Consider the following 22,311-nt stretch of genomic DNA (forward strand, 5'->3'; position numbering starts at 1 on the left):
CTATGCAAACCCGCATTTTGAAAAAGTTACTCGCGCCCTCCCTGCTGACTCTGGCGATGTTCGCTGGCGCCACCCAGGCAGCCGCGCCCCTGCGTCCACCCCAGGGTTACTTCGCGCCGATTGAAAAAATCAAAACCGGCGACAAGAGCGAAGGCTGCGATGCGATGCCGACGCCATACACCGGCTCGCTGCAATTTCGCAGCAAATACGAAGGCTCCGACAAGGCCCGTTCGACACTGAACGAGGCATCGGAGAAAGCCTTCCGCGACAGCACCGCCGACATCACCAAACTGGAACGCGGCACCAGCAAGCGCGTGATGCAGTTCATGCGTGACGGTCGTCCGGAACAACTCGAGTGCACGCTGAACTGGTTGACCGCCTGGGCCAAGGCCGATGCGTTAATGTCCAAGGACTTCAACCACACCGGCAAGTCCATGCGCAAATGGGCGCTGGGCAGCATGGCGTCGTCCTATATCCGCCTGAAGTTCTCCGACTCGCATCCGTTGGCGAACCACCAGCAAGAGTCGCAGTTGATTGAAGCCTGGTTCAACAAAATGGCCGATCAGGTGGTCAGCGACTGGGACAACTTGCCGCTGGAACAAACCAACAACCATTCGTACTGGGCCGCCTGGTCAGTGATGGCAACGTCCATCGCCACCAACCGCCGCGACCTGTTCGACTGGTCGGTGAAGGAATTCAAGGTCGGCGCAAATCAAATCGACGCCCAGGGTTTCCTGCCCAACGAACTCAAGCGCCAGCAACGCGCCCTCGCCTATCACAACTACGCCCTGCCGCCGCTCGCGATGATCGCCAGTTTCGCTCAGGTCAACGGTGTGGACTTGCGTCAGGAAAACAACGGCGCATTGAAACGTCTGGGTGATCGAGTGCTCGCGGGTGTCAAAGACCCGGAAGAATTCGAGAACAAGAACGGGAAGGAACAGGACATGACCGACTTGAAAATCGACTCTAAATTCGCCTGGCTCGAACCGTTCTGCTCGCTCTACACCTGCTCGCCGGATGTGCTTGAGAAAAAGCATGAGATGCAGCCGTTCAAGACCTTCCGCCTCGGGGGTGACCTGACCAAGGTCTACGACCCGGCGAATGAGAAGGGCAAAAAAGGCTCCTAGAGCCAAACGCAAAACCCCTGTGGGAGCGGCGGCGCGACGATTCGACTTGCTCGCGAATGCGGTCTGACATTCAACATTGTTGTCGACTGACACACCGCTTTCGCGAGCAAGCCCGCTCCCACAGGGTCAGTGCAAGACATGAATTTTGTGTGATGTGTCCCCCGGTTTTCGGTGGGGGGTTAGGGGGGGCCGTTGGCCCTTGACTGTTGGTTAAACATGGAGAGACCGGGATGGTATTTTCATCCAACGTGTTCCTGTTTTTGTTCCTGCCGATCTTTCTCGGCATGTACTACTTAAGCGGAATACGCTATCGCAACCTGCTGCTGCTGATCGCCAGCTACGTGTTCTATGCCTGGTGGCGTGTGGACTTCCTTGCGCTGTTCGCAGCCGTCACCCTGTGGAACTACTGGATCGGCCTCAAAGTCGGTGCCGCAGGCGTTCGGACCAAACCGGCACAACGCTGGTTGCTCCTGGGCGTGGCCGTAGACCTGTGCATTCTCGGCTACTTCAAGTACGCCAACTTCGGCGTCGACAGCATCAACGCGATGATGACCTCCGTCGGTCTGTCGCCGTTCATCCTGACCCACGTGCTATTGCCGATCGGGATCTCGTTCTACATCTTCGAGTCCATCAGCTACATCATCGACGTCTACCGTGGTGACACGCCGGCGACCCGCAACCTGATCGACTTTGCCGCTTTCGTGGCGATCTTCCCGCACCTGATCGCCGGTCCGGTGTTGCGCTTCCGCGATCTCGCCGACCAGTTCAACAACCGCACCCACACCCTCGACAAGTTCTCCGAAGGTGCGACGCGATTCATGCAGGGCTTCATCAAGAAGGTCTTCATCGCCGACACCCTGGCGGTCGTGGCCGACCATTGCTTCGCCTTGCAGAACCCGACCACGGGCGATGCCTGGCTCGGCGCGCTGGCCTACACCGCGCAGCTGTATTTCGACTTCTCCGGTTACAGCGACATGGCCATCGGTCTGGGCTTGATGATGGGTTTCCGCTTCATGGAAAACTTCAAACAGCCGTACATCAGTCAGTCGATCACCGAGTTCTGGCGTCGCTGGCACATCAGCCTGTCCACCTGGTTGCGTGACTACCTGTACATCACGCTGGGCGGTAACCGTAAAGGTACGCTGATGACCTACCGCAACCTGTTCCTGACCATGCTGCTCGGTGGTCTGTGGCACGGCGCGAACATCACGTACATCGTCTGGGGCGCCTGGCACGGCATGTGGCTGGCGATCGAAAAAGCCCTCGGCCTGAACACCTCGCCGCGCAGCATCAACCCGATCCGCTGGGCGCTGACCTTCCTGCTCGTGGTCATGGGCTGGGTGATCTTCCGCTCGGAAAACCTGCACGTCGCCGGTCGTATGTACGGCGCGATGTTCAGCTTCGGAGAATGGTCACTGTCGGAACTCAACGCGGCCAGCCTCACCGGCCTGCAAGTGGCGACTCTGGTGGTGGCTTACATGACCCTGGCGTTCTTCGGCATTCGTGACTTCTACACCAACCTGCCGCCTGAAAAGACCAAGCCTGTTGTGAACGTCGAGGCCGATGGCCCGGCTGCCGCGACCCCTGGAATGATCAAAGCCGTACCGGGCGACAACCCGGGCAGCATCCACGAGCCTGGCTACACCGTCGGCGTTGAAGCGACTGTGCAACCGGCCTACTGGACTGCGGACTGGTCTCGTTACGTGATGCGCACGCTGGTACTGGTGCTGTTCATCGCCTCGATTTTCAAACTCTCGGCGCAAAGCTTCTCGCCGTTCCTTTACTTCCAGTTCTGAGGGATCTGACTATGACCCGCTCATTACGCATCCTCTACATCGGCCTGTTCCTGCTGACCCTGCTGGTGCTGGGCCTGTGGTCCACGCGCAGTTTCTTCGGCTTTAACACCAGCGCCGAAACGACGGTGCTCAACGGCCGCTGGACCAAAGCCGTGGAAACGCATTACGACGACGAGTTTCCGATCAAGCGTCTGGGTACCAACCTTTGGGCTGCGCTGGATTTCAAACTGTTCAACGAAGGTCGTCCGGGCGTCGTGCTCGGCCGCGATCAGTGGTTGTACAGCGATGAGGAATTCAACCCGATCGTCAACGAAGAGCTGAACCTGCAAGGCAACTACGCGCTGGTTGAAGGCGTGCGCCAGGAACTGAAAGCGAAAGGCGTGAAACTGGTCATGGCGATCGTGCCGGCCAAGACTCGCCTGTACCCGGAACACCTGGGTGAAGTGAAGCCTTCAAGCATCCACGCCAACCTCTATGAGGACTTCCACGCTCGTGTTGCGGCCAACAATATCGTGGCTCCCGACCTGTTCGGCCCGATGCTGAAAGCCAAGCTGAACGGTCAGCAAGTGTTCCTGCGCACCGACACCCACTGGACCCCGGAAGGCGCACAAATCGCCGCCGAGACCCTGGCGAAATCCATTTCCGACAAATACCCGCTGAGCGGCGAGCCGCAACACTTCGTCACTGAACCTGCGGAGAAGGTGACTCACAAGGGCGACCTGCGGTTGTTCCTGCCGCTGGACCCGCTGTTCGAAAACCTGATGCCCAAGCCAGAGCCGTTGCAGAAGCGCAACACCGTTGCGGCGCAAGACCAGCCTGCCGGTGATGACGCCCTGTTCGCCAACACTGAAGTACCGGTGGCCCTGATCGGCACCAGCTACAGCGCCAACCCCAACTGGAACTTCGTCGGTGCGCTGAAACAAGCGCTGAACAGCGACGTGGTCAATTACGCCGAAGACGGTCACGGCCCGATTCTGCCAATGCTCAGCTACCTGAAAAGTGATGCTTTCAAGAACAGCCCGCCACAGGTGCTGATCTGGGAGTTTCCTGAACGTTATCTGCCTGTGAACAACGAAATCGGTGACGCCGACCCACAGTGGGTCGCAGAGCTCAAAGAAGCCGGCGCGCGCCAACAAAACGTAGCCGCAAACACTAAATCCGAGACGCCCGACCGGGCGCAAAACTGAAAGAGAGAGGTACTTCCATGACTTTCACTACTACTCCTCGCCGTCTCGCCAAGACCTTCGCTTTGGCCGCGACCTTCAGCGTCCTTTCCATGAACGCTTTCGCCGGTGGTGACTCCGCGCTCTACGGCCCGACCGCACCGAAAGGCTCAAGCTTCGTGCGTGTCTACAACGCCGGTAACGCTGAAGTCAGCGCCACCGTCGGCACCACCAACCTGGCCGAGGTCGCGCCGCTGTCCAGCACTGACTTCAGCTTCATGCCGGGCGGCGACTACAGCGCCAAGGTCGGTAGCCAGTCCCTGCCGGTGAAACTGGCCGGTGATCACTATTACACCCTGGTCAACAACGCCAGCGGCGCGCCGCAACTGATCGAAGAACCGCCGTTCAAGAACAAGCAGAAATCCCTGGTTCGCGTGCAGAACCTCAGCGACAAGGCCCTGACCCTGAAAACCGCTGACGGCAAGACCGAAGTGGTCCCGACCGTGGCCGCCAAGGGCCGTGGCGAGCGTGAAATCAACCCGGTCAAAGTCAGCCTGGCGCTATACGATGGCGACAAGAAAGTCGGCGACGTGAAACCGGTTGCCCTGGAACGCGGTGAAGCCGCCGTGCTGTACGTGACCGGCACCGGCAGCAGCCTGGCGCCAGTCTGGGTAAAACGCCCGGTTTCGACGCGCTAATCATATTTTCGGGTAGCCCACGGGCTACCCGGACACGGAATAAGAACAAGAGTGAAACGACAGAACGCAGTAGCTCTGACCCATACGATTTTCAAGGAGTAACAACATGATTCCGGTGATCTTGTCAGGTGGTAGTGGCTCACGTCTTTGGCCGCTTTCGCGCAAACAGTTCCCTAAGCAATTCCTCGCCCTGACCGGCGAACAAACATTGTTCCAGCAAACCCTGGAACGCCTGGTGTTCGAAGGCATGGACACCCCGATCGTAGTCTGCAACAAGGAACACCGTTTCATCGTCAACGAGCAGCTGGCCGCCCGTAAACTGGACGTGCAGCGCATCCTGATGGAACCGTTCGGCCGCAACACCGCGCCAGCCGTGGCCTTGACCGCACTGATGCTGGTCAACGAAGGTCGCGACGAGTTGATGCTGGTACTGCCAGCCGACCACGTGCTGGAAGATCAGAAAGCCCTGCAACGCGCGCTGGCCCTGGCCACGGTTGCTGCAGAAAACGGCGAAATGGTGCTGTTCGGCGTACCGGCCACCAAACCGGAAACCGGCTATGGCTACATCAAGTCGACCAATGATTCGCTGCTGCCGGAAGGCGTCAGCCGCGTCTCGCACTTCGTCGAAAAACCGGACGTGAAACGCGCCACCGAGTTCGTCGAGTCCGGCGGTTATTTCTGGAACAGCGGCATGTTCCTGTTCCGCGCCAGCCGTTTCCTCGAAGAGCTGAAAAAACACGATCCGGACATCTACGACACCTGCGTGCTGACCCTGGAACGCAGCGAGCAGGATGCCGACACGGTCGACATCGACGCCGCCACCTTCGCTTGCTGCCCGGACAATTCCATCGACTACTCGGTGATGGAAAAAACCCAACGCGCCTGCGTCGTACCGCTGACCGCTGGCTGGAGCGATGTCGGTTGCTGGGCGTCGCTGTGGGAAGTGAACGAAAAAGACGCCAACGGTAACGTCACCAAAGGCGATGTGGTCATTCAGGACAGCAAAAACTGCATGATCCACGGCAACGGCAAACTGGTGTCGGTGATCGGCCTGGAAAACATCGTGGTCGTCGAAACCAAGGACGCCATGATGATCGCCCACAAGGACAAGGTCCAAGGCGTGAAACAGATGGTCAACACCCTCAACGACCTAGGCCGCAGCGAAACCCAGAACCACTGCGAAGTCTATCGTCCGTGGGGCTCCTACGACTCGGTGGACATGGGCGGCCGCTTTCAGGTCAAGCGCATCTCGGTCAAACCGGGCGCGTGCCTGTCGCTGCAGATGCACCACCACCGCGCCGAACACTGGATCGTGGTCAGCGGCACTGCTGAAGTGACCTGCGACGAAAACGTGTTCCTGCTCACTGAAAACCAGTCGACCTACATCCCGATCGCCTCGGTCCACCGCTTGCGCAATCCGGGCAAGATCTCGTTGGAAATCATCGAAGTGCAATCGGGCAGCTACCTGGGCGAAGACGATATCGAGCGGTTTGAAGATATCTACGGTCGCTCTACCCCGATCGAACGCGGCGTGTCGGTGAAAACCATCGCGCGGTGATTGATCTGTAACACAAGAAGCCCCCGCCCGACCCGCTGCGTTTCCCTATCCGCAGCGGGTTGGGTGGGGGCTTTTTTATTTCTCGTTCCCACGATCTACCTCGCAAGCCCATCGCCAACCGCACCCATGCTTAGGTAGGATGACCTTCTCCCCTCCCGAGGTTTGCGTCATGTTCATCGGCGTCCTGCTGGTCATCACCTGGCTGATCTTGTTGCTGCGCTACCCGGCCAAGGCATTGCCGGTCTCGGTGGCGGCGGCCATCGGGTTGGGTCTGGTGGCAACGTGGGTGATCTGGCTGGACAACCGCGAGGTCAAGCAACTGGCGCGCCTGGAGTTGCGCATCACTTACGCGCCAGAACAGTGCCCGGCCGATCGCCCACTGCAACTGAAAATGAACAACGGCAACGACGTGCCGCTGACTGAACTGCGCTGGCGCATCGCCGCCTATGCCCCGGGCGACACGGTCAACCTGGCCGACAATCAATATGCCGCACCGCGCTATCGCGGCCCCGGTGAACTACAGGCCGGCGCGAACTGGGAAGACTGTTTGCCGCTGCCGCCACTGCGCCCTGGTTATCGCCCGCAAACACTGGAGTTTCGCGCCGAGCGTTTGCAGGGTAGTTTCTCCGACTAATTCACTTCTTCTTTTTGCACAAGGACCGCGCCATGCCCGTTGCTTTGATTACCGGTTGCTCCAGCGGCATTGGCCGCGCCCTCGCTGATGTTTTCAAAAATGCCGGATACGACGTCTGGGCCAGTGCCCGCAAGGCTGAAGACGTAGCGGCGCTGGCCGCTGCCGGTTTCACCGCCGTGCAACTGGACGTCAACGACGGCGCGGCACTCGAAGACTTAAGCGAGCGCATCAACCAGCAACATGGCGGCCTCGACGTGCTGATCAACAATGCCGGTTACGGCGCCATGGGGCCGCTGCTCGACGGCGGGGTGCCGGCCATGCAGCGACAATTCGAAACCAATGTGTTCGCCATCGTCGGCGTCACCCGCGCCCTGTTCCCGGTACTGCGTCGTGCCAAGGGTCTGGTGGTGAACATCGGCAGCGTGTCCGGGGTTTTGGTCACCCCATTCGCCGGCGCCTACTGCGCCTCGAAAGCGGCAGTACATGCCTTGACCGATGCGTTGCGCATGGAACTGGCGCCGTTTGGCGTGCGGGTCATGGAAGTCCAGCCGGGCGCCATCGCCTCGAGTTTTGCCAAGAATGCAGGCCATGAGGCGGAGCAGCTGATCACCGAACAATCGCCATGGTTTCCGCTGCGTGAAGGCATTCGCGCACGGGCCAAGGCCTCCCAGGACAACCCGACCCCGGCCAGTGAATTTGCCGCTGGTTTGCTCAAGGCTGTACAGCAGAGCAAACCACCGCGTCTGGTGCGTTTGGGTAACGGCAGCCGGGCGTTGCCGTTGCTGGCGGGGTTGTTACCTAAAGGGCTGCTGGAGGCGGGGTTGATGAAGCGGTTCGGGCTGAAGGGGCAACTTCCATGACCGACTACACCGAATACTTTGATGAAGTGATCCAGGCCCACGTCGCCATCGAGCAATGGTTGGCCGAGGATCAAGACGAGCCGGCGCTTGAACAGTTGCTGACGCGTTTTTCACCGCAGTTTTCCATGGTCTCGCCGTTGGGGCGGGTGCTGGATTTCGATGCGTTGAGTGAGTTGTTTTTGATGGCGGGCGGGAAGAAGCTCGGGTTCAGAATTGAGCTCAGCGAGTTGCGTGGCATTGCCTGGCACGATGGTGGCGCGACGGTGAGTTATCGCGAGCAACAGACGGATGCAACCGGTCTGCATTCTGACCGGCGTTCGACCGTGGTGTTTGAGAAGCGGGCCGATGGCAAGCTCATTTGGCGGCATTTGCATGAGACGTTTTGCAAGGGATGAGATCAGTTAACAACCACGGTACAAGTAATCCCCGCCGCCAACACCACACCCTCCGGCACTTCATCAATGTGAATCCGCACCGGCACCCGCTGCGCCAACCGCACCCAGTTAAAGGTCGGGTTCACATCGGCAATCAGCTCGCGACTCTGCGGGTTATCACGGTCGTAGATGCCGCGAGAAATGCTTTCCACATGCCCCTTCAACACTTCCCCACTCATCAGCTGCATGTCGGCTTTATCGCCGACCCGCACGTGGGGCAATTTGGTTTCTTCGAAGAAGCCGTAGACCCAGAACGAGTTCATGTCGACCACGGCCATTTTCGCTTCGCCGATGCGCGCGTAATCGCCGCGATGCACATTGAGGTTGGTCACGTAACCGTCCACCGCTGCGCGGACCTCGGTGCGTTTGAGGTTCAGTTCGGCGGCTTCGAGCTGTGCCTGAGCATGCTGGTAATCGGCCAGGGCCGAATCGGCGATGTTACTGGCGTCATCGCGGTTTTCCCTGGAGATCACCAAGTTGTCCATGTCAGCGCGGCGGTGGGCGTTGACCTTGCGCATCTCCCAAGTCGACTTGCGTGAGGCCACCAGCGCCTGAGCTTGTTTGACCGCAATGCGGTAGTGCTCGGGGTCGATCCGCATCAGCAGATCACCCTTCTTCACCTGTTGATTGTCGCGCACCGGCACGTCCACCACTTCCCCAGTGACGTCGGCGGCGACGTTGATGATGTCGGCGCGCACCCGACCGTCGCGGGTCCATGGTGTGTCCATGTAATGCACCCACAGGGTCCGGCCGATCCACATCGCAAGGGCCAGCACCAACAGGGTGGCGAGCAGGCTGAAAAGCTTTTTCATCAGGGCCTTCTTCAGTGATAGAGAGTCAGTGATAGAGAGTCAACGGTAAACAGTCAGCGCCAGGGCGCCGAACAGACAGGTAAACAGACTCAGGCGCAGCAGCGCCGGGTGCCAGAAGAAGCGGTACAGATCGAACCCGGACAGGAACCGATCGAGTGCCCAGGCCAGCGCCGCCGCGATGAAAAACATCAGGGTCATGGTCGGCATGTACACGCCGTGGAAGGCGATTTCACGAGGCATGTTCAAGTCCTTGGGGCTTGGCGGTGGCGTTGGCCTTTATGTAGCCGGCGAGCGGCGATTGCGGGTCCAGTAACGAAGTGCGGATAAAGTGCAGGTAGCTCTTCACCCGGCGCAGGGCCGAGGTGTCGAAGTGCGGCGCGAAAGGTTCGTCGGTGGCTTGCACGCGGCTGATCGCGTGATCGACGGCGATCAGGCCGCGCTCCAGATTGCTCTGGCTCGGTTGCAGAAACAGCCTCACCAGCGAGCGCCCCATCACCCGGATCGCCTGACGCCACGGCTGCGATTCGGCATACGCCGGATGCACCGGCAGGATCGCCTGTTCCTTGCGCAACTCGATGATCGCGTGGCCGACTTCCAGCACCACGAACATCCAGCGCAGCAAGTCCCGTTGCACCTGCGGCTGCCCCGCCGCGAGACCGTAGGCCTGATGCAGCAAGTCCCGCGTACTGCTTTCGAAACTCGACGCCAAACCCTTGAGTTTGCCGCTGATGGCGTACACCACTTGCCCGCGTAAATCCTGCTCCAGCCGACGCCACAACCAGCGGCTGTTGGGCGGCAGAATGATCGCCCCGGCCGCCGCGCACACCAGCATGCCGAGCACCATAGCGATGTAGTCGTTGATGAACGCATAAGGGTTGTAAACGGTGAGGTTGTCCGGCACTGAACCGGTGCTGAAGAAGATCAGCAAACCGAGACCGACACCGGCGTATTGCGGCCGTGAAGTCAGGAACGAACCCATCACGATCACCGGGGCGAGCATCACGCAGAGCAACGGAAAGCCGTCGATCCACGGGAAGATGAAAAACATCTCGACGAAGCCGATCAGCGCCCCGAGGAGCGTCCCGCAAGCCATCTGAAATGCCATGCGTTTTGGATTCGGCGTCGCCGCTGAAAGGCCCACGGTCGCAGCGGCGATCAGGGTCATCGTCGCCCCGCTCGGCCACGCGGTGGCGACCCAATAACTGCCCAGCACCACCAGAATGAACGCCGCGCGAATCCCCGAGGCGGCCGACGCCATCCAGTTGGTTTGCGGGGTGAACGGCTCATCCCATTGCTCGCGCGCATGGCTGTGATCGGCCAGGGACGCGTGGGTCTGTGCATAACTGTGCAAGTCGTCGACGAAGCGATAAAGCAGTTCATATGCGGTATGAAAATCCAGCTGCTCGGCGTCGCTCGGATTGCTCTCCTGAAAAATCGCCCGCAGGCTGCGAACGCGCGCAGGCAGACCTTCTTTATAGGCGGTCAGCGCGATGACGAGGCGCCCCGCATCGCCGTTGGTCAGCGCACGGCCGCTGAAGCCGTCGAGCAGTTCGGCCAGGTCCCGCAAACCCGGCTTGATCGCCGCAACCACGTGATCGGTGCCGCTGCTGCGCAAGCGTTCGAGCAACTGGTGCAAGGCGTTGAAACGGGTGGTGATGCCCATGAATTCGCTGTTCAGTCGACTGAGCCGACCGTTGCGCCGACGCATGTGCGGGTCTTCGAACACAGTGACGCTACGCAGTCCTTCCAGCCCCACAGCCTCGGCGATGAAGCGCACGTTGCTCGCCTCGAAAGCCTCCCGTTTACTGCGACCGCGCAAGCCATCGGTGACGAACAATGCGAACACGCCGAAGCGCTCATACAAGGCGTTGCGCATCGCGGCACTGGCGGATTGCGGCAGGATCGCGGCGCTGACCAACGTGGAGCAAATGATCCCCAGGGAGATTTCCAGCACCCGCCAGACTGCCGCCATGAACGCGCCGTCCGGGTGCGCCAGTGCGGGCAAACCAACCATCGCGGCGGTGTACCCGGCGAGCACGAAACCATAGGCGCGGAAGTTGCGATAGCGCGCCGCACCGGCCGAGCAGACACCCACCCAGATCGCCAGCGAACCGAGGAACAACTCGGTGTTCTGCGCAAACAAGGCAATCAACGCGACCATCACCGCCGAGCCGGTCAATGTCCCAAGAAAGCGATAGAAACTCTTGGCCAGCACGTGGCCGCTTTGCGGTTGCATGACGATGAACACGGTGATCATCGCCGTGCGCGGCTGCGGCAACTCCAGGCGCATGGCCAGCCACAGGGTCAGAAACGCCGCGAACAGCACCTTGAAAATGTAGACCCAGGTCACGCCATCACTGCGCGCCCAGTCGAAGAAACCCCGGCGCCATTCAAGGGAATACAGCCAGCGCAAAGGTGCGGGCAAGGGAGTCATGAAATCCCGCTCAATGATCGAGGGCTTGGAGAATGGCCGGGGGTTTCGGCGCCTGCGTCTGGCTGTCTTTCGGCACGTCGTTACCCGCGCCCAGTCCGCCGCCGAGTGCCGTCACCAGTCCGGCGTGAGCACTGAGGCGTGCGGCTTGAACCTGCTGCTGAACCTGCTGCTGTTTGAACAACAAGGTCTGGGCGTTGAGCACGTTGAGGTAATCGGTTAGGCCGCGCTGGTAAGCGATCATCGCGATGTCGTAAGTCTTCTGGGCTGTGGCCACCGACTCGGCGGCGAAGGTTTGCTGCTTGTCCATGGATTCGCGGCGGATCAACTGGTCGGAGATGTTTTTCAGCGCGTTGACCAGCGTCTGGTTGTACTTGGCCACGGCGATGTCGTAACCGGCCGAGGCTTCGCCCAACTCCGAGCGCAAACGGCCGCCGTCGAAGATCGGCAAAGAGATGGCCGGGCCGACGCTGTAGTTGAGCTTTTTGCCGGTCAAAAACGCCAGCGCTCCACCGCCGGTGGCCATGTAGCCGAGGCTGCCGACCAGGTCGACGTTGGGGTAGAAACCAGCGTGAGCGACATCAATACCCCGTGCCTGGGCCGCCACTTGCCAACGACTGGCGACTACGTCCGGGCGTTGACCGAGCAACTGCGCGGGCAACGACGACGGCAGTTTCAATGCTGCGCCTAACGACAACGTTGGCCGCTGCAACTGCGCGCCCTCCCCCGGACCTTTGCCCGCAAGGGCCGCGAGCTGGTTGCGGCTGAGGGCGATTTCTTCGTCCAGCGCATCGAACTGGCGGTGGGTTTCAGGCAGCGGCGTTTCAGCCTGACTGACTTCGAAATGGGTGCCGATGCCGCCGTTCAGGCGCTTCTGTGCGAGGTCGAGAATTTGCCGCTGCTGTTTCAAGGTCGCCTCGACGATGTCCCGTTGCGCGTAATCCAACGACAACTCGATGTAGGCGCGCACGATGTTGTTCTGCAATTCGAGCTGGGCCAGACGCGCTTCGGCGGCGCTCATGTGAGCCATGTCCACGGCGCGCTCGGTGGCGTTGCTTTCGCGGCCCCAAAGGTCGAGGGCATAGCTGAAGCCCAGCGCGGCGTTGTTGTCCCAGGTGGTGGTGTTGGCCAACTCGCCCGGCCCGTAGAACTGATCGGTGGGCCAGTTGTGGCGTTTGAGAGTGGATTCGCCATTGATCTGCAACGACTCGGCGGACTCGGCGATCCCCGCCATGGATTTGGCCTGACGCACTCGCGCCGCCGCCATGGCCATGGTCGGGCTGCCTTGCAAAGCGAGGTCGATCCAGCGGTTCAGTTGCGGGTCGCCATAGGCCTGCCACCATTGCGCGGTGGGCCAGTGAGCGTCCTGTGCGGCGTTCTGGATGGCTTCGTCGGTGGCCAATGAATTGGCCTCCAACGCCTTGCCTTGCGGGGCAATACCTCCGGTACCGATGCAGCCGCTGATTGCCAGGGTTAAAGCCAAAACACTGAGCGTCTGAAGCGCTCTGTTGATGCGACGCGGCACTGCTGCGATTTCCTGAGGTGGGGAGTTGTTCCTGAGGTGCGCAATTCTAGGGGTCGGCTTTGTTGGCGATAAGCTGGGAATCCTGTGAATCTTTGTTACCGTTAACGCGATAATCCCTTGGTCCATCTTTAGTCGCCTGTAGAAAGTCAGCAACTTCGTGTCACAATTTGCCATTCGCCTAGAGAGCACCCCATGGACACTTTGCAAAACATGCGCGCCTTCAGTTACGTGGCCGAGGCCGGCAGCTTCACCGCCGCCGCCGTGCAACTGGACACCACCACGGCCAACGTCTCGCGCGCGGTCTCCAACCTGGAAGCCCACCTGCAAACCCGCCTGCTCAACCGCACCACCCGTCGCATCGCCCTCACCGAAGCCGGCAAGCGTTATCTATTGCGCTGCGAGCAGATCCTGGCCTACGTCGAAGAAGCCGAAGCCGAAGCCAGCGACGCCCATGCCCGTCCGGCCGGGCAGCTCAAGGTGCACACCATGACCGGCATCGGTCAGCACTTCGTGATCGACGCCATCGCCCGCTACCGCAAGACCCACCCCGACGTGACCTTCGACCTGACCATGGCCAACCGCGTCCCGGACCTGCTGGACGAGGGCTACGACGTGTCCATTGTGCTGGCCAGCGAGCTGCCGGACTCGGGCTTCGTCTCCCAGCGCTTGGGCATCACCTACAGCATCGTTTGCGCCTCGCCGGCCTATGTGAAAGCCAACGGCTGCGCACAGAAGCCCAGCGATTTGCTGAACCACGCGTGCCTGCGTTTGGTGAGCCCGGTGATTCCGCTGGAGAAATGGACCTTCGACGGCCCGGAAGGCCAGGAAATGGTGACGATCAATAGCTCACCGTTTCTGGTGAACTCCGCCGATGCGATGAAGACGGCAATCACCAGCGGCATGGGGGTTGGGGTTTTGCCGGTGTATGCAGCGATTGAAGGATTGCGCAACGGCACCCTGGTGCGGGTGATGCCGAACTATCGGTCGCAGGAATTGAATCTGTATGCGATCTATCCGTCGCGGCAGTATCTGGATGCGAAGATCAAGACGTGGGTCGAGTATTTGCGCGGGTCGTTGCCGGAGATATTGGCGGCGCATCAGGCGGAATTGGTGGCGTATGAATTGAGCGGGAGCATGGGTGGGGTTCGGGTGGCGAACTGATTTTGTCCGCGTACAGCTGCCACCTCCACTTCCCGTCGATTGCCGACATCAAAGCCACCCCGCGCACGCCCAACACTGTTCACAGTGGACTCAGAGGCCACGACCGAAACCCTCGTGGTTTTTCTGGTCGAGACGCTAGCCTCGGTCGATGTGATGGTCCATCACCTGGTGGACCATCTTGACGGTGGGTCGCGCAATACCCTGCTGGGCATTTCAAACATCATCATGCTGGCGGAGATCACGGCGAACCGAGTGCTGGGTAACATCGACACACCAAAACCTTCGCCGCACAGCTAATCCCTTGTGGGAGCGGGCTTGCTCGCGAAAGCGGTGCTTCAGTCGATATTAATGCTGAATGACACACCGCATTCGCGAGCAAGCCCGCTCCCACAATTGAATTTGGTACATCAGCAATATATTGGTCGGCTGTCAGGCCGCCTCGCAGGCAAGCCAGCTCCCACATCTATGGTTCGGATACGCCTTTCGCTCCTCACCACTCAACAGGCCGAGCGTTAGCTCGCCTGCAGCTCTTGATCTTGATCCACCCGCCCCTTCGGGAGGCTGAGTGGAGGTGTTCATCCGGGGAGTGGCGCGCAGCGCCGTTCGACGCAGTCGAACACGCTGCATGTAGGTCGTCGCGCAGCAGACCGGAGGGCAGTGTCCCCGGATGGATACCGGAGCGAAGGAACGCCGAGCCTAGGCGAGGGGCCGGACGCTCGGGGCGAGCCTTTTTGGGTACTTTTTTGGCGTTGAAAAAAGTGCCTCGCCGTAAGGGCGAAACCGCCATCCGCCGTTACCGCAGAAATGGATATGTACACCACCAACAGGAACATGGTCGGCCCAAAGGCCGCCAAGGACAAAAGAGCCCAACGGCCTCGCCCAAATCCAAAGAAGAATGTTAGCGTGCTTGGCATTCACCTGCGCCGAGAGCCCTCCTCCCATGAAAAAGACCGTCCTCGCCTTCAGCCGCATCACCCCCGAAATGATCGAACGCCTGCAACAAGACTTCGACGTCATCGTGCCAAACCCGAAAAACGGCGACATCAACGCCCAATTCAACGAAGCCCTCCCCCACGCCCACGGCCTGATCGGCGTCGGTCGCAAACTCGGTCGCGCACAGCTGGAAAACGCCGCCAAACTGGAAGTCGTCTCCAGCGTCTCGGTCGGCTACGACAACTACGATGTCGCCTACTTCAACGAACGCGGGATCATGCTCACCAACACCCCCGACGTCCTCACCGAAAGCACCGCCGACCTCGCCTTCGCCCTGCTGATGAGCAGCGCCCGCCGCGTCGCCGAACTGGACGCCTGGACCAAGGCCGGCCAATGGCAAGCCACCGTCGGCGCACCACTGTTCGGTTGCGATGTGCACGGCAAGACCCTGGGCATCGTCGGCATGGGCAACATCGGTGCGGCCATCGCCCGACGTGGCCGACTGGGCTTCAACATGCCGATCCTCTACAGCGGCAACAGCCGCAAGACCGAGCTGGAACAAGAGCTCGGCGCACAGTTGCGCAGCCTTGATCAACTGCTGGCCGAAGCTGATTTCGTCTGCCTGGTGGTGCCGCTCAGTGAAAAAACCAGACACCTGATCAGCCATCGCGAACTGGCGTTGATGAAGCCGAGCGCGATTCTGGTGAACATTGCCCGCGGCCCGGTGGTGGACGAACCCGCCTTGATCGAAGCCCTGCAAAACAACCGGATTCGCGGTGCCGGGCTGGACGTTTACGAAAAGGAACCGCTGGCCGAGTCGCCCCTGTTCCAACTGAAAAACGCAGTGACATTGCCGCACATCGGCTCGGCGACTCATGAAACCCGCGAAGCCATGGCCAACCGTGCCTTGGCTAACTTGCGCAGCGCTTTACTCGGTGAGCGACCGCAAGATCTGGTGAACCCACAGGTCTGGAAGCACTAACTAAAACGGGCAGGTGCTTAACCGCCTGCCCGTGACCTACACACCTTGCAATTCAGTTAACTGCTAAAAAAAGATGCTCACTATACACTCCCAATACTTAGTCTAACTTACGGACTTTAGTTATGGAGAGCACCTACCTTGAACCACCTTACGACCGACAAACTGATTAGATACAGCAAAGTAGTACTAATGGCCTATATAAGCTTCTTTGGCTTGATGGTGATGTACAGCAACTTTACCGACTACCCATCCAATTACGAATACGTCGGCCATATTCTCAGCATGGACACCACCCGAGAAAACCTGAACCTGAGCTACAGAGCAATCACTTCGCCGATGCTCCATCACCGCATTTATTGGTTCATCATCACTCTGGAAGTTGTTTACACGGCTTTCTGCTTGCTGGGTACCTACCATCTTTATCGAAACATAAATACACCTGCAGCCGTTTTTCACGAAGCGAAGAAGTTCGCGATCATCGGACTATTAATTGGTCTTTTTGTCTATTACATCTGCCTGCAAGTGATCGGCACCGAATGGTTCAACATGGATGAGTCTGCAATCTGGAACGCCAAGGATTGGGCTCGACACATCGTGGACTTCATGTTTCCACTGCTGATTTACATCGTGCTCAAAATCGAACGCTGAAATTTCAGCGCTCGATCAACCAAACCTTCATGCCAGTTTGCCGTTCCCTTGCACCATCGGCGCCCTGGGCTTAGAAAACACCAGCACATTGCCCAGCATCACCAGTACCAAACCCATCAATGCGGGCGCGGTCCATTGGTAGCCTTCGGCAAACGCCGACACGTTCAGCGCCACGACGGGGAACAGTACGGTGCAATAGGCTGCGCGTTCCGGCCCCATCCGCCCGACCAACGTCAGGTAGGCCGTGAAACCGATCACCGAACCCGGAATCACCAGGTACAACAGCGAGCCGATGTAACGCGCATTCCATTCCATGTCGAACGGAATGCCTTTGACCAGGCACCACGCCGACAGCATGGCCGCGCCATAGGCCATGCCCCAGGCGTTGGTGGTTAGCGGTTTGAGCCCGGCTTTCTGTTGCAGGCTCGACAGCATGTTGCCCGCCGAGAAGCACAACGTCCCGAGCAACGCCAGACCCAACCCGAGCAAGGTTTGCGGGCTCGCGGTGTGGCCCGCCACCTCAGGCCAGAACAACAGGCCAAGCCCGAACAAGCCCAGCGCACCGCCCATCAGCACATTGCGAGCGACTTTCTGACCGAAGAACACGCGTGCATTGAGTGCGTTCCACAACGTAGCGGTAGAAAACACCACCGCGACCAGACCACTGGGTATCCACTGGCTGGCAGTCAGAAAACACATGAAATTGATGCAGAACAGGCACAACCCCTGCGCCAGACAGATCAGGTGCCCGCGACGGTTCATCACTTGCAGGCGGCGACTCAGCAGCAGCATCACGAACAGCACCAACGCCGCGAGGCCGAAGCGATAGACGATCGACACCGGAATCGCCACCACGCCCAATTGCCATTTCAAGGCAATCCAAGTGGTGCCCCAGATCAGCACGGTCAGCAGATACAACGACAGGTTCATGGCAGACACTCCTCAGTTGGCTTTCAGTGTCTGCCCCGGATGACCGGTTGCGCTTGCACAAACTTGCTCTTTTTTAGCTCAGGCAATGGCACCAGAACCTGAAGCATTACCGCGATTTATCAATTGACGCGTTAAAACTGTCTCCCGAACAAGAGAGAAAGCGACTGCATCTAGTTACCCTGAAGAACCAACAGTAGCACCATCTGAAAAGCTTAAATTTTCCAAGCAAACCCTTCAATCGAGTCTATAGTGGGAGCGGCATAGTTAGCCTCGTAAAACACTGATACACGACCGAGTCTATTCAGATCGTTTCTCGGGTTTGAAAAATCAATCACATGATCGCCTCCTTGGACTTCTCCCATAAAGCGATCATCCTGATTAAAGAACTGAACAACGTCATCCGTTCGACTCATCAAATTAAAACGAATACGTCGAATGTAGTCTTCAAGCTTCAACGTGATCCTGGTTTCTGCATAAACCCCCTCTAACTCCTGATTCTCAAAAGCAAAGACGTTCCCCTGCATTCCTGCTTCAACCTCATATGACCTAGCGGGTCGACACTCGATTCTATAGTAGTCCGGCCCCCCAAACCCTACTCTCGCTTCCATCTTGAAGCTATCTAATTGAAGTTCCTTATAACTCCCGTGAGACACATTTTCAAAGCCCTCTTTCCATAACAATTCAATTGAGCCATGTGACATGATAATTCGCCTTTTAGTGATGGTTGTGTTTCCGCATTTAAAACGCCCCCACCCTCTACCACAACTGTCATATTTGACAGTTATTTAGAACAAAAGGAAATTAATGTGTTGAGTTTCGCTGTTTTTTTTACTATCGACACTTACATAATCTTGCGCTTTTATCGGGCGGCGAGATGGCAGGCCAACATCTACGGAGTAGGATGCAAGGCGTTGGAGAGAACCAATCATGGCCGCACTGGAAACCCTGCAAGTCTTTCAAGCCCTCAACCGCTCGCCCAATGCTCGCCTGGAGCACAGCGCGGAGCTCGGTGACGGCATGGCTGCGGCTTTGTGGAGCAACCATCACGACGCCCAGGACTATGAGGCGCCGAGCCATCACACTTTGTCGTGCTACATCGCCGGCGGCACCGGGACCTTTCGCCGCGATCAGCCCGGCACCAAGGGCGGCCCCGACAAGCTGTGCATTCTGCCGGCCGAGCATCAATCGGGTTGGGTGATCAACGGCGACATTCGCCTGGCCCACCTGTATTTCAGCCCTGAACAATTTGCCCTTGGCTGCGTTACGTTGCTGGACCGCGAACCTCGCGAGCTGCAGCTGTGCGAAGCCACCTTTCTCGACGACCCGGCGCAAGCCCGGCGCTTTCGGCAAATGCTCACACTCAACTGGGACGAGCCCGGCGAACGCGTGCTCACCAGCAGCCTGGCCCATGAAATGCTCAGCCACGTACTGCTCGGCCAGGTTGGAATGCGTGAGGGCTTGCGGCTGAAAGGCGGATTGGCTGCGCATCAGCGACGGCAGTTGGTGGAGTTCATCGACAACCAATTGGCCGAGGCCATCAGCCTGGGACAATTGGCGGCGTTGTGCGCGCTGTCGGAGTATCACTTTGCGCGGATGTTTCGAGAGAGCTTTGGGTTGCCGCCGCATCAGTATGTGCTGTCGCGGCGACTGAGCCGGGCACGGGAGTTGTTGCGTTCGACGTCGCAGCTGTTGGGGGATATTGCGCTGGCGTGTGGGTTTGCCAGTGCGAGTCATTTCACCAATCGGTTTCGGCAGGCATCGGGCGGAACGCCTGGAGAGTATCGGCAGGCGTTTTTGCGGTAGGCCTGAGATTTTCGGTGTCTGGGATGCAGCCTTCGCGAGCAAGTCGAATCGTCGCACCGCCTCTCCCACATTTGATCGCATTCCCATGAGAGAACTCGGTCAAATGTGGGAGAGGCGGTGCGACGATTCGACTTGCTCGCGAAGAACGATGACGCGGTCTGCGATCAGAACTCCAACGTGCTCGAAAGCGAAATCTGCCGCGAATCCCCCATCGACACGAAAAACCGGCTCGCCGCCGAGGTGTAGTAGGTGCGGTCAAACAGGTTCTTCACGTTGAGCTGGAACTTGACCTTCTGCCCCTCGACTTTGGTGTCGTAAGTGGCGAACGCATCGGCCACGGTGTAGCTCGGCAAGTCGAAATCGTTCACCGCGTTACCCGCTCGCTCACCGACATAACGCGCACCCGCGCCGACCCGTAGCTGATCCCCACCGATGATGTTGCCAAAGTCATAAACCGCCGACAGCGAGCCACTATTCTTCGCTACGTTTTGCAATTTTTTGCCTTTATAGGTTGGGTCTTCCGTGACTTCGGCATCGGTGTAGGCATAGCTGCCGATCATGCTCCAGCGATCACTCAACTGCCCGCTCAAGTCCAATTCCAGACCACGGGAACGCACTTCACCGGCGGCGCTGTAGATCGTCACCGGACCTTCGGAGTTGGCCACCAGCACATTGCGTTTTTTGATGTCGAACAGCGCGACGTTACCGGTGACGCGACCCGGCATATCTAGCTTGGCGCCGATTTCCCAGGACTTGGCTTCTTCCGGCGCGACGCTGCCATCAAGCACGGTGCTGCTGCCGCTCAAAGGTGCGATGGTCGAGTTGGGTTTGAACGACTCGGTGTAGCTGCCGTAGAACGACAGTTCATCGGTGTAGCGATACACCAGACCGGCGCGAGGCACCCATTTCTGGCCGTTGCTGTCGGTGTTGGCCTTGAACGGCACGCCTTTGCCGGCGTACTGGTCGTATTCCTGGAAACGTGCGCCAGCGACGAAAATCCATTGATCGTTCAGGTGGATCGAGTCCTGGAGGAAGATCGAATCGCTGCGCAATTCATCGGTCTGCGCGCTGTCGGCCGGGCTGACGGTGGTACCGGCGACTTCGCGGCCGTAAACCGGGTTGATGTAACTGAAGGTGCTCAGGCTTTTCTGCCGGATCAGGTCTTCGCGGTAGATCTTGCGGTATTCGTCATCGACGCCGAACACCAGGTCATGCTTCATCCCCGCGAGCTGGACATTGCCTTCAAGGCTGGCGGTGGTGAAGCGGTCGGTGCTGATCGCGTTCTGGGTGCCGTCCATGCTGCGAGTCAGGGTGCCTTTCTTGGTGTCGATGGCGGTGATGCGCACCTGGCTGGCATCGTAGGTTTCGCGATTCCAGCTGTAGCCGAAGTGGGCTTTCCAATTGTCGTTGAGCTCGTGATCGGCCTCGAAGTGATAGAGGTCCGAGCGGCCTTCCATGTTGTTGAAGGGCTCGTCGAGACGACGCTCGCGGGAGATGTCCAGCGGATGATTGTCACGCGGGTCGATGATCGTGCCGCGGTCGAACGGGGTCAGAAACTCGCGGTGTTCGTAGGCGAACAGCAGCTTGGTGCTTTCGCCGAACCAAGCCAGTGACGGTGCTACCAATGTCTCGCGATGAGTACCGAAGTTGCGCCAGTAATCTTCGTCTTCGTGGTCCAGGACCATGCGATAGGCCAACCCGGATTCGCCGAGTGCACCGGTGCTGTCGAGGCCGCCACCACTGCCGTTTTTGCCGTCGCCGTAGGTCGAGCCGCGCAGGGTCAACGCGTTGTACTGCTCAAGCTCGGGTTTCTTGCTGACCATGTTGACCACGCCGCCCGGGTCTTGAATGCCATAAAGCAGCGAAGCCGGGCCCTTGAGCACTTCGACCCGGTCCACGGTCGCATTCATGCCACGGCCCTGCACGATCGGCATGCCGTCGCGCATGATCGAGCCGTTACGGTTGTCGCCGAAACCGCGAGTCATCACCGAGTCCTGAGTGCTCGCCAGTGTGTTGCCTTGAGTAATGCCGCTGACGTTGGCCAGCGCGTCATCCAGATTGTGCGGCGCTTGATCACGAATGACCTGAGCCGGAACCACGTTGACGGTCTGCGGGATTTCCTGGAGCAAGGCCGATGAGCGCATCACCGAACTGGTGGGTGGCGGCTGATAGCTCATGGATTGATCGGCCACCGAGGTGATGGTGGTCGCGCCCAGGTTCAAGGCACCCTCGGTAGGCAACGGCTCCAGCACCCATGTGCGGCCGTCGGTGCGACGGAAGGTGAACCCCGAACCGCTGAGCAAACGCTGCATCGCCTGCTCGGCACTCATCTGCCCGCTGAGCGCTGGAGCGTTGATGCCGTACGGCGCCTCATCGGTGTAGACCACACTGATGCCGGTGATCCGGCTGAAGTCGCTCAAGGCCTGAGGCAGCGGTTTGGCGGCTATCGCGAAGTTGAACTGCGCATTCTGTCGGGCACTGCCGGCCTCAGCCGCCACCGCAATACTCAACGGCAGCAATGCCAACGCCGAAAAGCTCAAGGCACACGTACCCAACCATTGTTTGACCAAACCCGATTTTGCCCTGGACTTCATTGCTCACGACCGGTGTAGAACCTACGGAATGCGAATGACTCGCAGTTTCAGTCACTACACGAATGGGGCTTGGGTTTACCTCACCAAAATTTTGAAAATAATTTTATCGGGATTATGTATTGCTTGACTGGACGCATTCGCGAGAAAGCCCGCTCCCACATTTAATTGCATTCCCTCTGAAGGAACTCAGTCGAATGTGGGAGCGGGCTTGCTCGCGAAAGG

19 protein-coding genes and 1 pseudogene are annotated in these 22,311 nt (G+C 59.1%); 13 read left to right on the forward strand and 7 right to left on the reverse strand.

Annotation, left to right across the window (positions count from 1 at the left end; genetic code table 11):
• Positions 1 to 2 precede the first annotated feature (2 nt).
• The 8 genes from FQ187_RS05875 (at position 3) to FQ187_RS05910 (ending at position 8,231) form a co-directional block, all read left to right on the forward strand.
• A complete protein-coding gene (locus tag FQ187_RS05875) occupies positions 3 to 1,127 on the forward strand; it encodes a mannuronate-specific alginate lyase (protein WP_149628762.1) in 1,125 nt (374 codons plus the stop codon).
• 230 nt (positions 1,128 to 1,357) lie between these two features.
• Positions 1,358 to 2,923, forward strand: a complete 1,566-nt coding sequence (locus FQ187_RS05880) for an MBOAT family protein (protein WP_149628763.1) — start codon at positions 1,358 to 1,360, stop codon at positions 2,921 to 2,923.
• Between the two features lie 11 nt (positions 2,924 to 2,934).
• Positions 2,935 to 4,110 (forward strand): alginate O-acetyltransferase, encoded by a 1,176-nt coding sequence (locus FQ187_RS05885; protein WP_149628764.1) that lies wholly within the window; start codon positions 2,935 to 2,937, stop codon positions 4,108 to 4,110.
• 17 nt (positions 4,111 to 4,127) lie between these two features.
• A complete protein-coding gene (locus tag FQ187_RS05890) occupies positions 4,128 to 4,784 on the forward strand; it encodes an alginate O-acetyltransferase AlgF (RefSeq protein ID WP_123365349.1) in 657 nt (218 codons plus the stop codon).
• Positions 4,785 to 4,890: 106 nt separating this feature from the next.
• Entirely contained in the window at positions 4,891 to 6,342 is a 1,452-nt protein-coding gene (locus FQ187_RS05895) for a mannose-1-phosphate guanylyltransferase/mannose-6-phosphate isomerase (RefSeq protein ID WP_149628765.1), read from the forward strand.
• 169 nt (positions 6,343 to 6,511) lie between these two features.
• Complete coding sequence (locus FQ187_RS05900) at positions 6,512 to 6,976, forward strand: multidrug transporter (RefSeq protein WP_149628766.1); 465 nt, start codon at positions 6,512 to 6,514, stop codon at positions 6,974 to 6,976.
• A gap of 32 nt (positions 6,977 to 7,008) precedes the next feature.
• Positions 7,009 to 7,836: an SDR family oxidoreductase gene (locus FQ187_RS05905; protein ID WP_149628767.1), complete on the forward strand. Its 828-nt coding sequence runs from the start codon at positions 7,009 to 7,011 to the stop codon at positions 7,834 to 7,836.
• The gene (locus FQ187_RS05910; protein WP_149628768.1) at positions 7,833 to 8,231 is read left to right on the forward strand and encodes a DUF4440 domain-containing protein; all 399 of its coding nucleotides are present in this window, start codon (positions 7,833 to 7,835) and stop codon (positions 8,229 to 8,231) included. The genes FQ187_RS05905 and FQ187_RS05910 overlap by 4 nt, the downstream gene beginning before the upstream one ends.
• Positions 8,232 to 8,233: 2 nt before the next feature.
• Here the strand turns inward: FQ187_RS05910 and FQ187_RS05915 are convergent, their stop codons facing one another.
• The 4 genes from FQ187_RS05915 to FQ187_RS05930 are packed head-to-tail and all read right to left on the reverse strand — an operon-like array spanning position 8,234 to position 13,038.
• A complete protein-coding gene (locus tag FQ187_RS05915; protein WP_149628769.1) occupies positions 8,234 to 9,082 on the reverse strand; it encodes an HlyD family secretion protein in 849 nt (282 codons plus the stop codon).
• A gap of 39 nt (positions 9,083 to 9,121) precedes the next feature.
• Complete coding sequence (locus tag FQ187_RS05920) at positions 9,122 to 9,322, reverse strand: DUF1656 domain-containing protein (RefSeq protein ID WP_007896379.1); 201 nt, start codon at positions 9,320 to 9,322, stop codon at positions 9,122 to 9,124.
• Entirely contained in the window at positions 9,312 to 11,516 is a 2,205-nt protein-coding gene (locus FQ187_RS05925) for an FUSC family protein (protein WP_149628770.1), read from the reverse strand. The genes FQ187_RS05920 and FQ187_RS05925 overlap by 11 nt, the downstream gene beginning before the upstream one ends.
• Positions 11,517 to 11,526: 10 nt before the next feature.
• On the reverse strand, positions 11,527 to 13,038 hold the full coding sequence (locus FQ187_RS05930) for an efflux transporter outer membrane subunit (protein WP_149628771.1): 1,512 nt from the start codon (positions 13,036 to 13,038) through the stop codon (positions 11,527 to 11,529).
• Between the two features lie 192 nt (positions 13,039 to 13,230).
• Between FQ187_RS05930 and FQ187_RS05935 the strand changes: the two genes are divergently transcribed.
• From FQ187_RS05935 to FQ187_RS05965, 4 genes and pseudogenes are all read left to right on the forward strand, one after another.
• The gene (locus FQ187_RS05935) at positions 13,231 to 14,199 is read left to right on the forward strand and encodes a LysR family transcriptional regulator (RefSeq protein ID WP_008150590.1); all 969 of its coding nucleotides are present in this window, start codon (positions 13,231 to 13,233) and stop codon (positions 14,197 to 14,199) included.
• A 26-nt stretch (positions 14,200 to 14,225) separates the two neighbouring features.
• Positions 14,226 to 14,496 (forward strand): annotated as a pseudogene (locus FQ187_RS05940) (DUF6124 family protein); the annotation flags it as partial.
• Positions 14,497 to 15,139: 643 nt separating this feature from the next.
• Positions 15,140 to 16,114, forward strand: coding sequence for a D-glycerate dehydrogenase (locus FQ187_RS05960; protein ID WP_149628773.1), 975 nt, complete (start codon positions 15,140 to 15,142; stop codon positions 16,112 to 16,114).
• 138 nt (positions 16,115 to 16,252) lie between these two features.
• Positions 16,253 to 16,762, forward strand: a complete 510-nt coding sequence (locus tag FQ187_RS05965) for a DUF2165 family protein (protein WP_149628774.1) — start codon at positions 16,253 to 16,255, stop codon at positions 16,760 to 16,762.
• Between the two features lie 27 nt (positions 16,763 to 16,789).
• On the opposite strand, the gene FQ187_RS05970 is transcribed toward FQ187_RS05965, so the two are convergent.
• Together FQ187_RS05970 and FQ187_RS05975 are read right to left on the reverse strand one after the other, a co-directional pair.
• Positions 16,790 to 17,692, reverse strand: a complete 903-nt coding sequence (locus tag FQ187_RS05970) for a DMT family transporter (RefSeq protein ID WP_149628775.1) — start codon at positions 17,690 to 17,692, stop codon at positions 16,790 to 16,792.
• Positions 17,693 to 17,904: 212 nt separating this feature from the next.
• On the reverse strand, positions 17,905 to 18,393 hold the full coding sequence (locus FQ187_RS05975; RefSeq protein WP_149628776.1) for a hypothetical protein: 489 nt from the start codon (positions 18,391 to 18,393) through the stop codon (positions 17,905 to 17,907).
• A gap of 226 nt (positions 18,394 to 18,619) precedes the next feature.
• Here FQ187_RS05975 and FQ187_RS05980 point away from each other — a divergent pair, with 226 nt between their 5' ends.
• The gene (locus tag FQ187_RS05980) at positions 18,620 to 19,495 is read left to right on the forward strand and encodes an AraC family transcriptional regulator (RefSeq protein ID WP_149628777.1); all 876 of its coding nucleotides are present in this window, start codon (positions 18,620 to 18,622) and stop codon (positions 19,493 to 19,495) included.
• Between the two features lie 164 nt (positions 19,496 to 19,659).
• Here FQ187_RS05980 and FQ187_RS05985 read toward each other — a convergent pair whose 3' ends face one another.
• Complete coding sequence (locus tag FQ187_RS05985; RefSeq protein ID WP_149628778.1) at positions 19,660 to 22,089, reverse strand: TonB-dependent receptor; 2,430 nt, start codon at positions 22,087 to 22,089, stop codon at positions 19,660 to 19,662.
• Positions 22,090 to 22,311: the final 222 nt, after the last annotated feature.

This window comes from Pseudomonas sp. ANT_J28, from assembly GCF_008370005.1.
GTDB classification, from domain to species: domain Bacteria; phylum Pseudomonadota; class Gammaproteobacteria; order Pseudomonadales; family Pseudomonadaceae; genus Aquipseudomonas; species Aquipseudomonas frigoris.

What these genes read in the sequence shown, in the direction of transcription:
- FQ187_RS05875 (WP_149628762.1), top strand. Translation starts at nt 3, where the DNA reads ATGCAAACCCGCATTTTGAAAAAGTTACTCGCGCCCTCCCTGCTGACT.
- FQ187_RS05880 (WP_149628763.1), top strand. Translation starts at nt 1,358, where the DNA reads ATGGTATTTTCATCCAACGTGTTCCTGTTTTTGTTCCTGCCGATCTTT.
- FQ187_RS05885 (WP_149628764.1), top strand. Translation starts at nt 2,935, where the DNA reads ATGACCCGCTCATTACGCATCCTCTACATCGGCCTGTTCCTGCTGACC.
- FQ187_RS05890 (WP_123365349.1), top strand. Translation starts at nt 4,128, where the DNA reads ATGACTTTCACTACTACTCCTCGCCGTCTCGCCAAGACCTTCGCTTTG.
- FQ187_RS05895 (WP_149628765.1), top strand. Translation starts at nt 4,891, where the DNA reads ATGATTCCGGTGATCTTGTCAGGTGGTAGTGGCTCACGTCTTTGGCCG.
- FQ187_RS05900 (WP_149628766.1), top strand. Translation starts at nt 6,512, where the DNA reads ATGTTCATCGGCGTCCTGCTGGTCATCACCTGGCTGATCTTGTTGCTG.
- FQ187_RS05905 (WP_149628767.1), top strand. Translation starts at nt 7,009, where the DNA reads ATGCCCGTTGCTTTGATTACCGGTTGCTCCAGCGGCATTGGCCGCGCC.
- FQ187_RS05910 (WP_149628768.1), top strand. Translation starts at nt 7,833, where the DNA reads ATGACCGACTACACCGAATACTTTGATGAAGTGATCCAGGCCCACGTC.
- FQ187_RS05915 (WP_149628769.1), bottom strand. Translation starts at nt 9,082, where the DNA reads ATGAAAAAGCTTTTCAGCCTGCTCGCCACCCTGTTGGTGCTGGCCCTT.
- FQ187_RS05920 (WP_007896379.1), bottom strand. Translation starts at nt 9,322, where the DNA reads ATGCCTCGTGAAATCGCCTTCCACGGCGTGTACATGCCGACCATGACC.
- FQ187_RS05925 (WP_149628770.1), bottom strand. Translation starts at nt 11,516, where the DNA reads ATGACTCCCTTGCCCGCACCTTTGCGCTGGCTGTATTCCCTTGAATGG.
- FQ187_RS05935 (WP_008150590.1), top strand. Translation starts at nt 13,231, where the DNA reads ATGGACACTTTGCAAAACATGCGCGCCTTCAGTTACGTGGCCGAGGCC.
- FQ187_RS05960 (WP_149628773.1), top strand. Translation starts at nt 15,140, where the DNA reads ATGAAAAAGACCGTCCTCGCCTTCAGCCGCATCACCCCCGAAATGATC.
- FQ187_RS05970 (WP_149628775.1), bottom strand. Translation starts at nt 17,692, where the DNA reads ATGAACCTGTCGTTGTATCTGCTGACCGTGCTGATCTGGGGCACCACT.
- FQ187_RS05975 (WP_149628776.1), bottom strand. Translation starts at nt 18,393, where the DNA reads ATGTCACATGGCTCAATTGAATTGTTATGGAAAGAGGGCTTTGAAAAT.
- FQ187_RS05980 (WP_149628777.1), top strand. Translation starts at nt 18,620, where the DNA reads ATGGCCGCACTGGAAACCCTGCAAGTCTTTCAAGCCCTCAACCGCTCG.
- FQ187_RS05985 (WP_149628778.1), bottom strand. Translation starts at nt 22,089, where the DNA reads ATGAAGTCCAGGGCAAAATCGGGTTTGGTCAAACAATGGTTGGGTACG.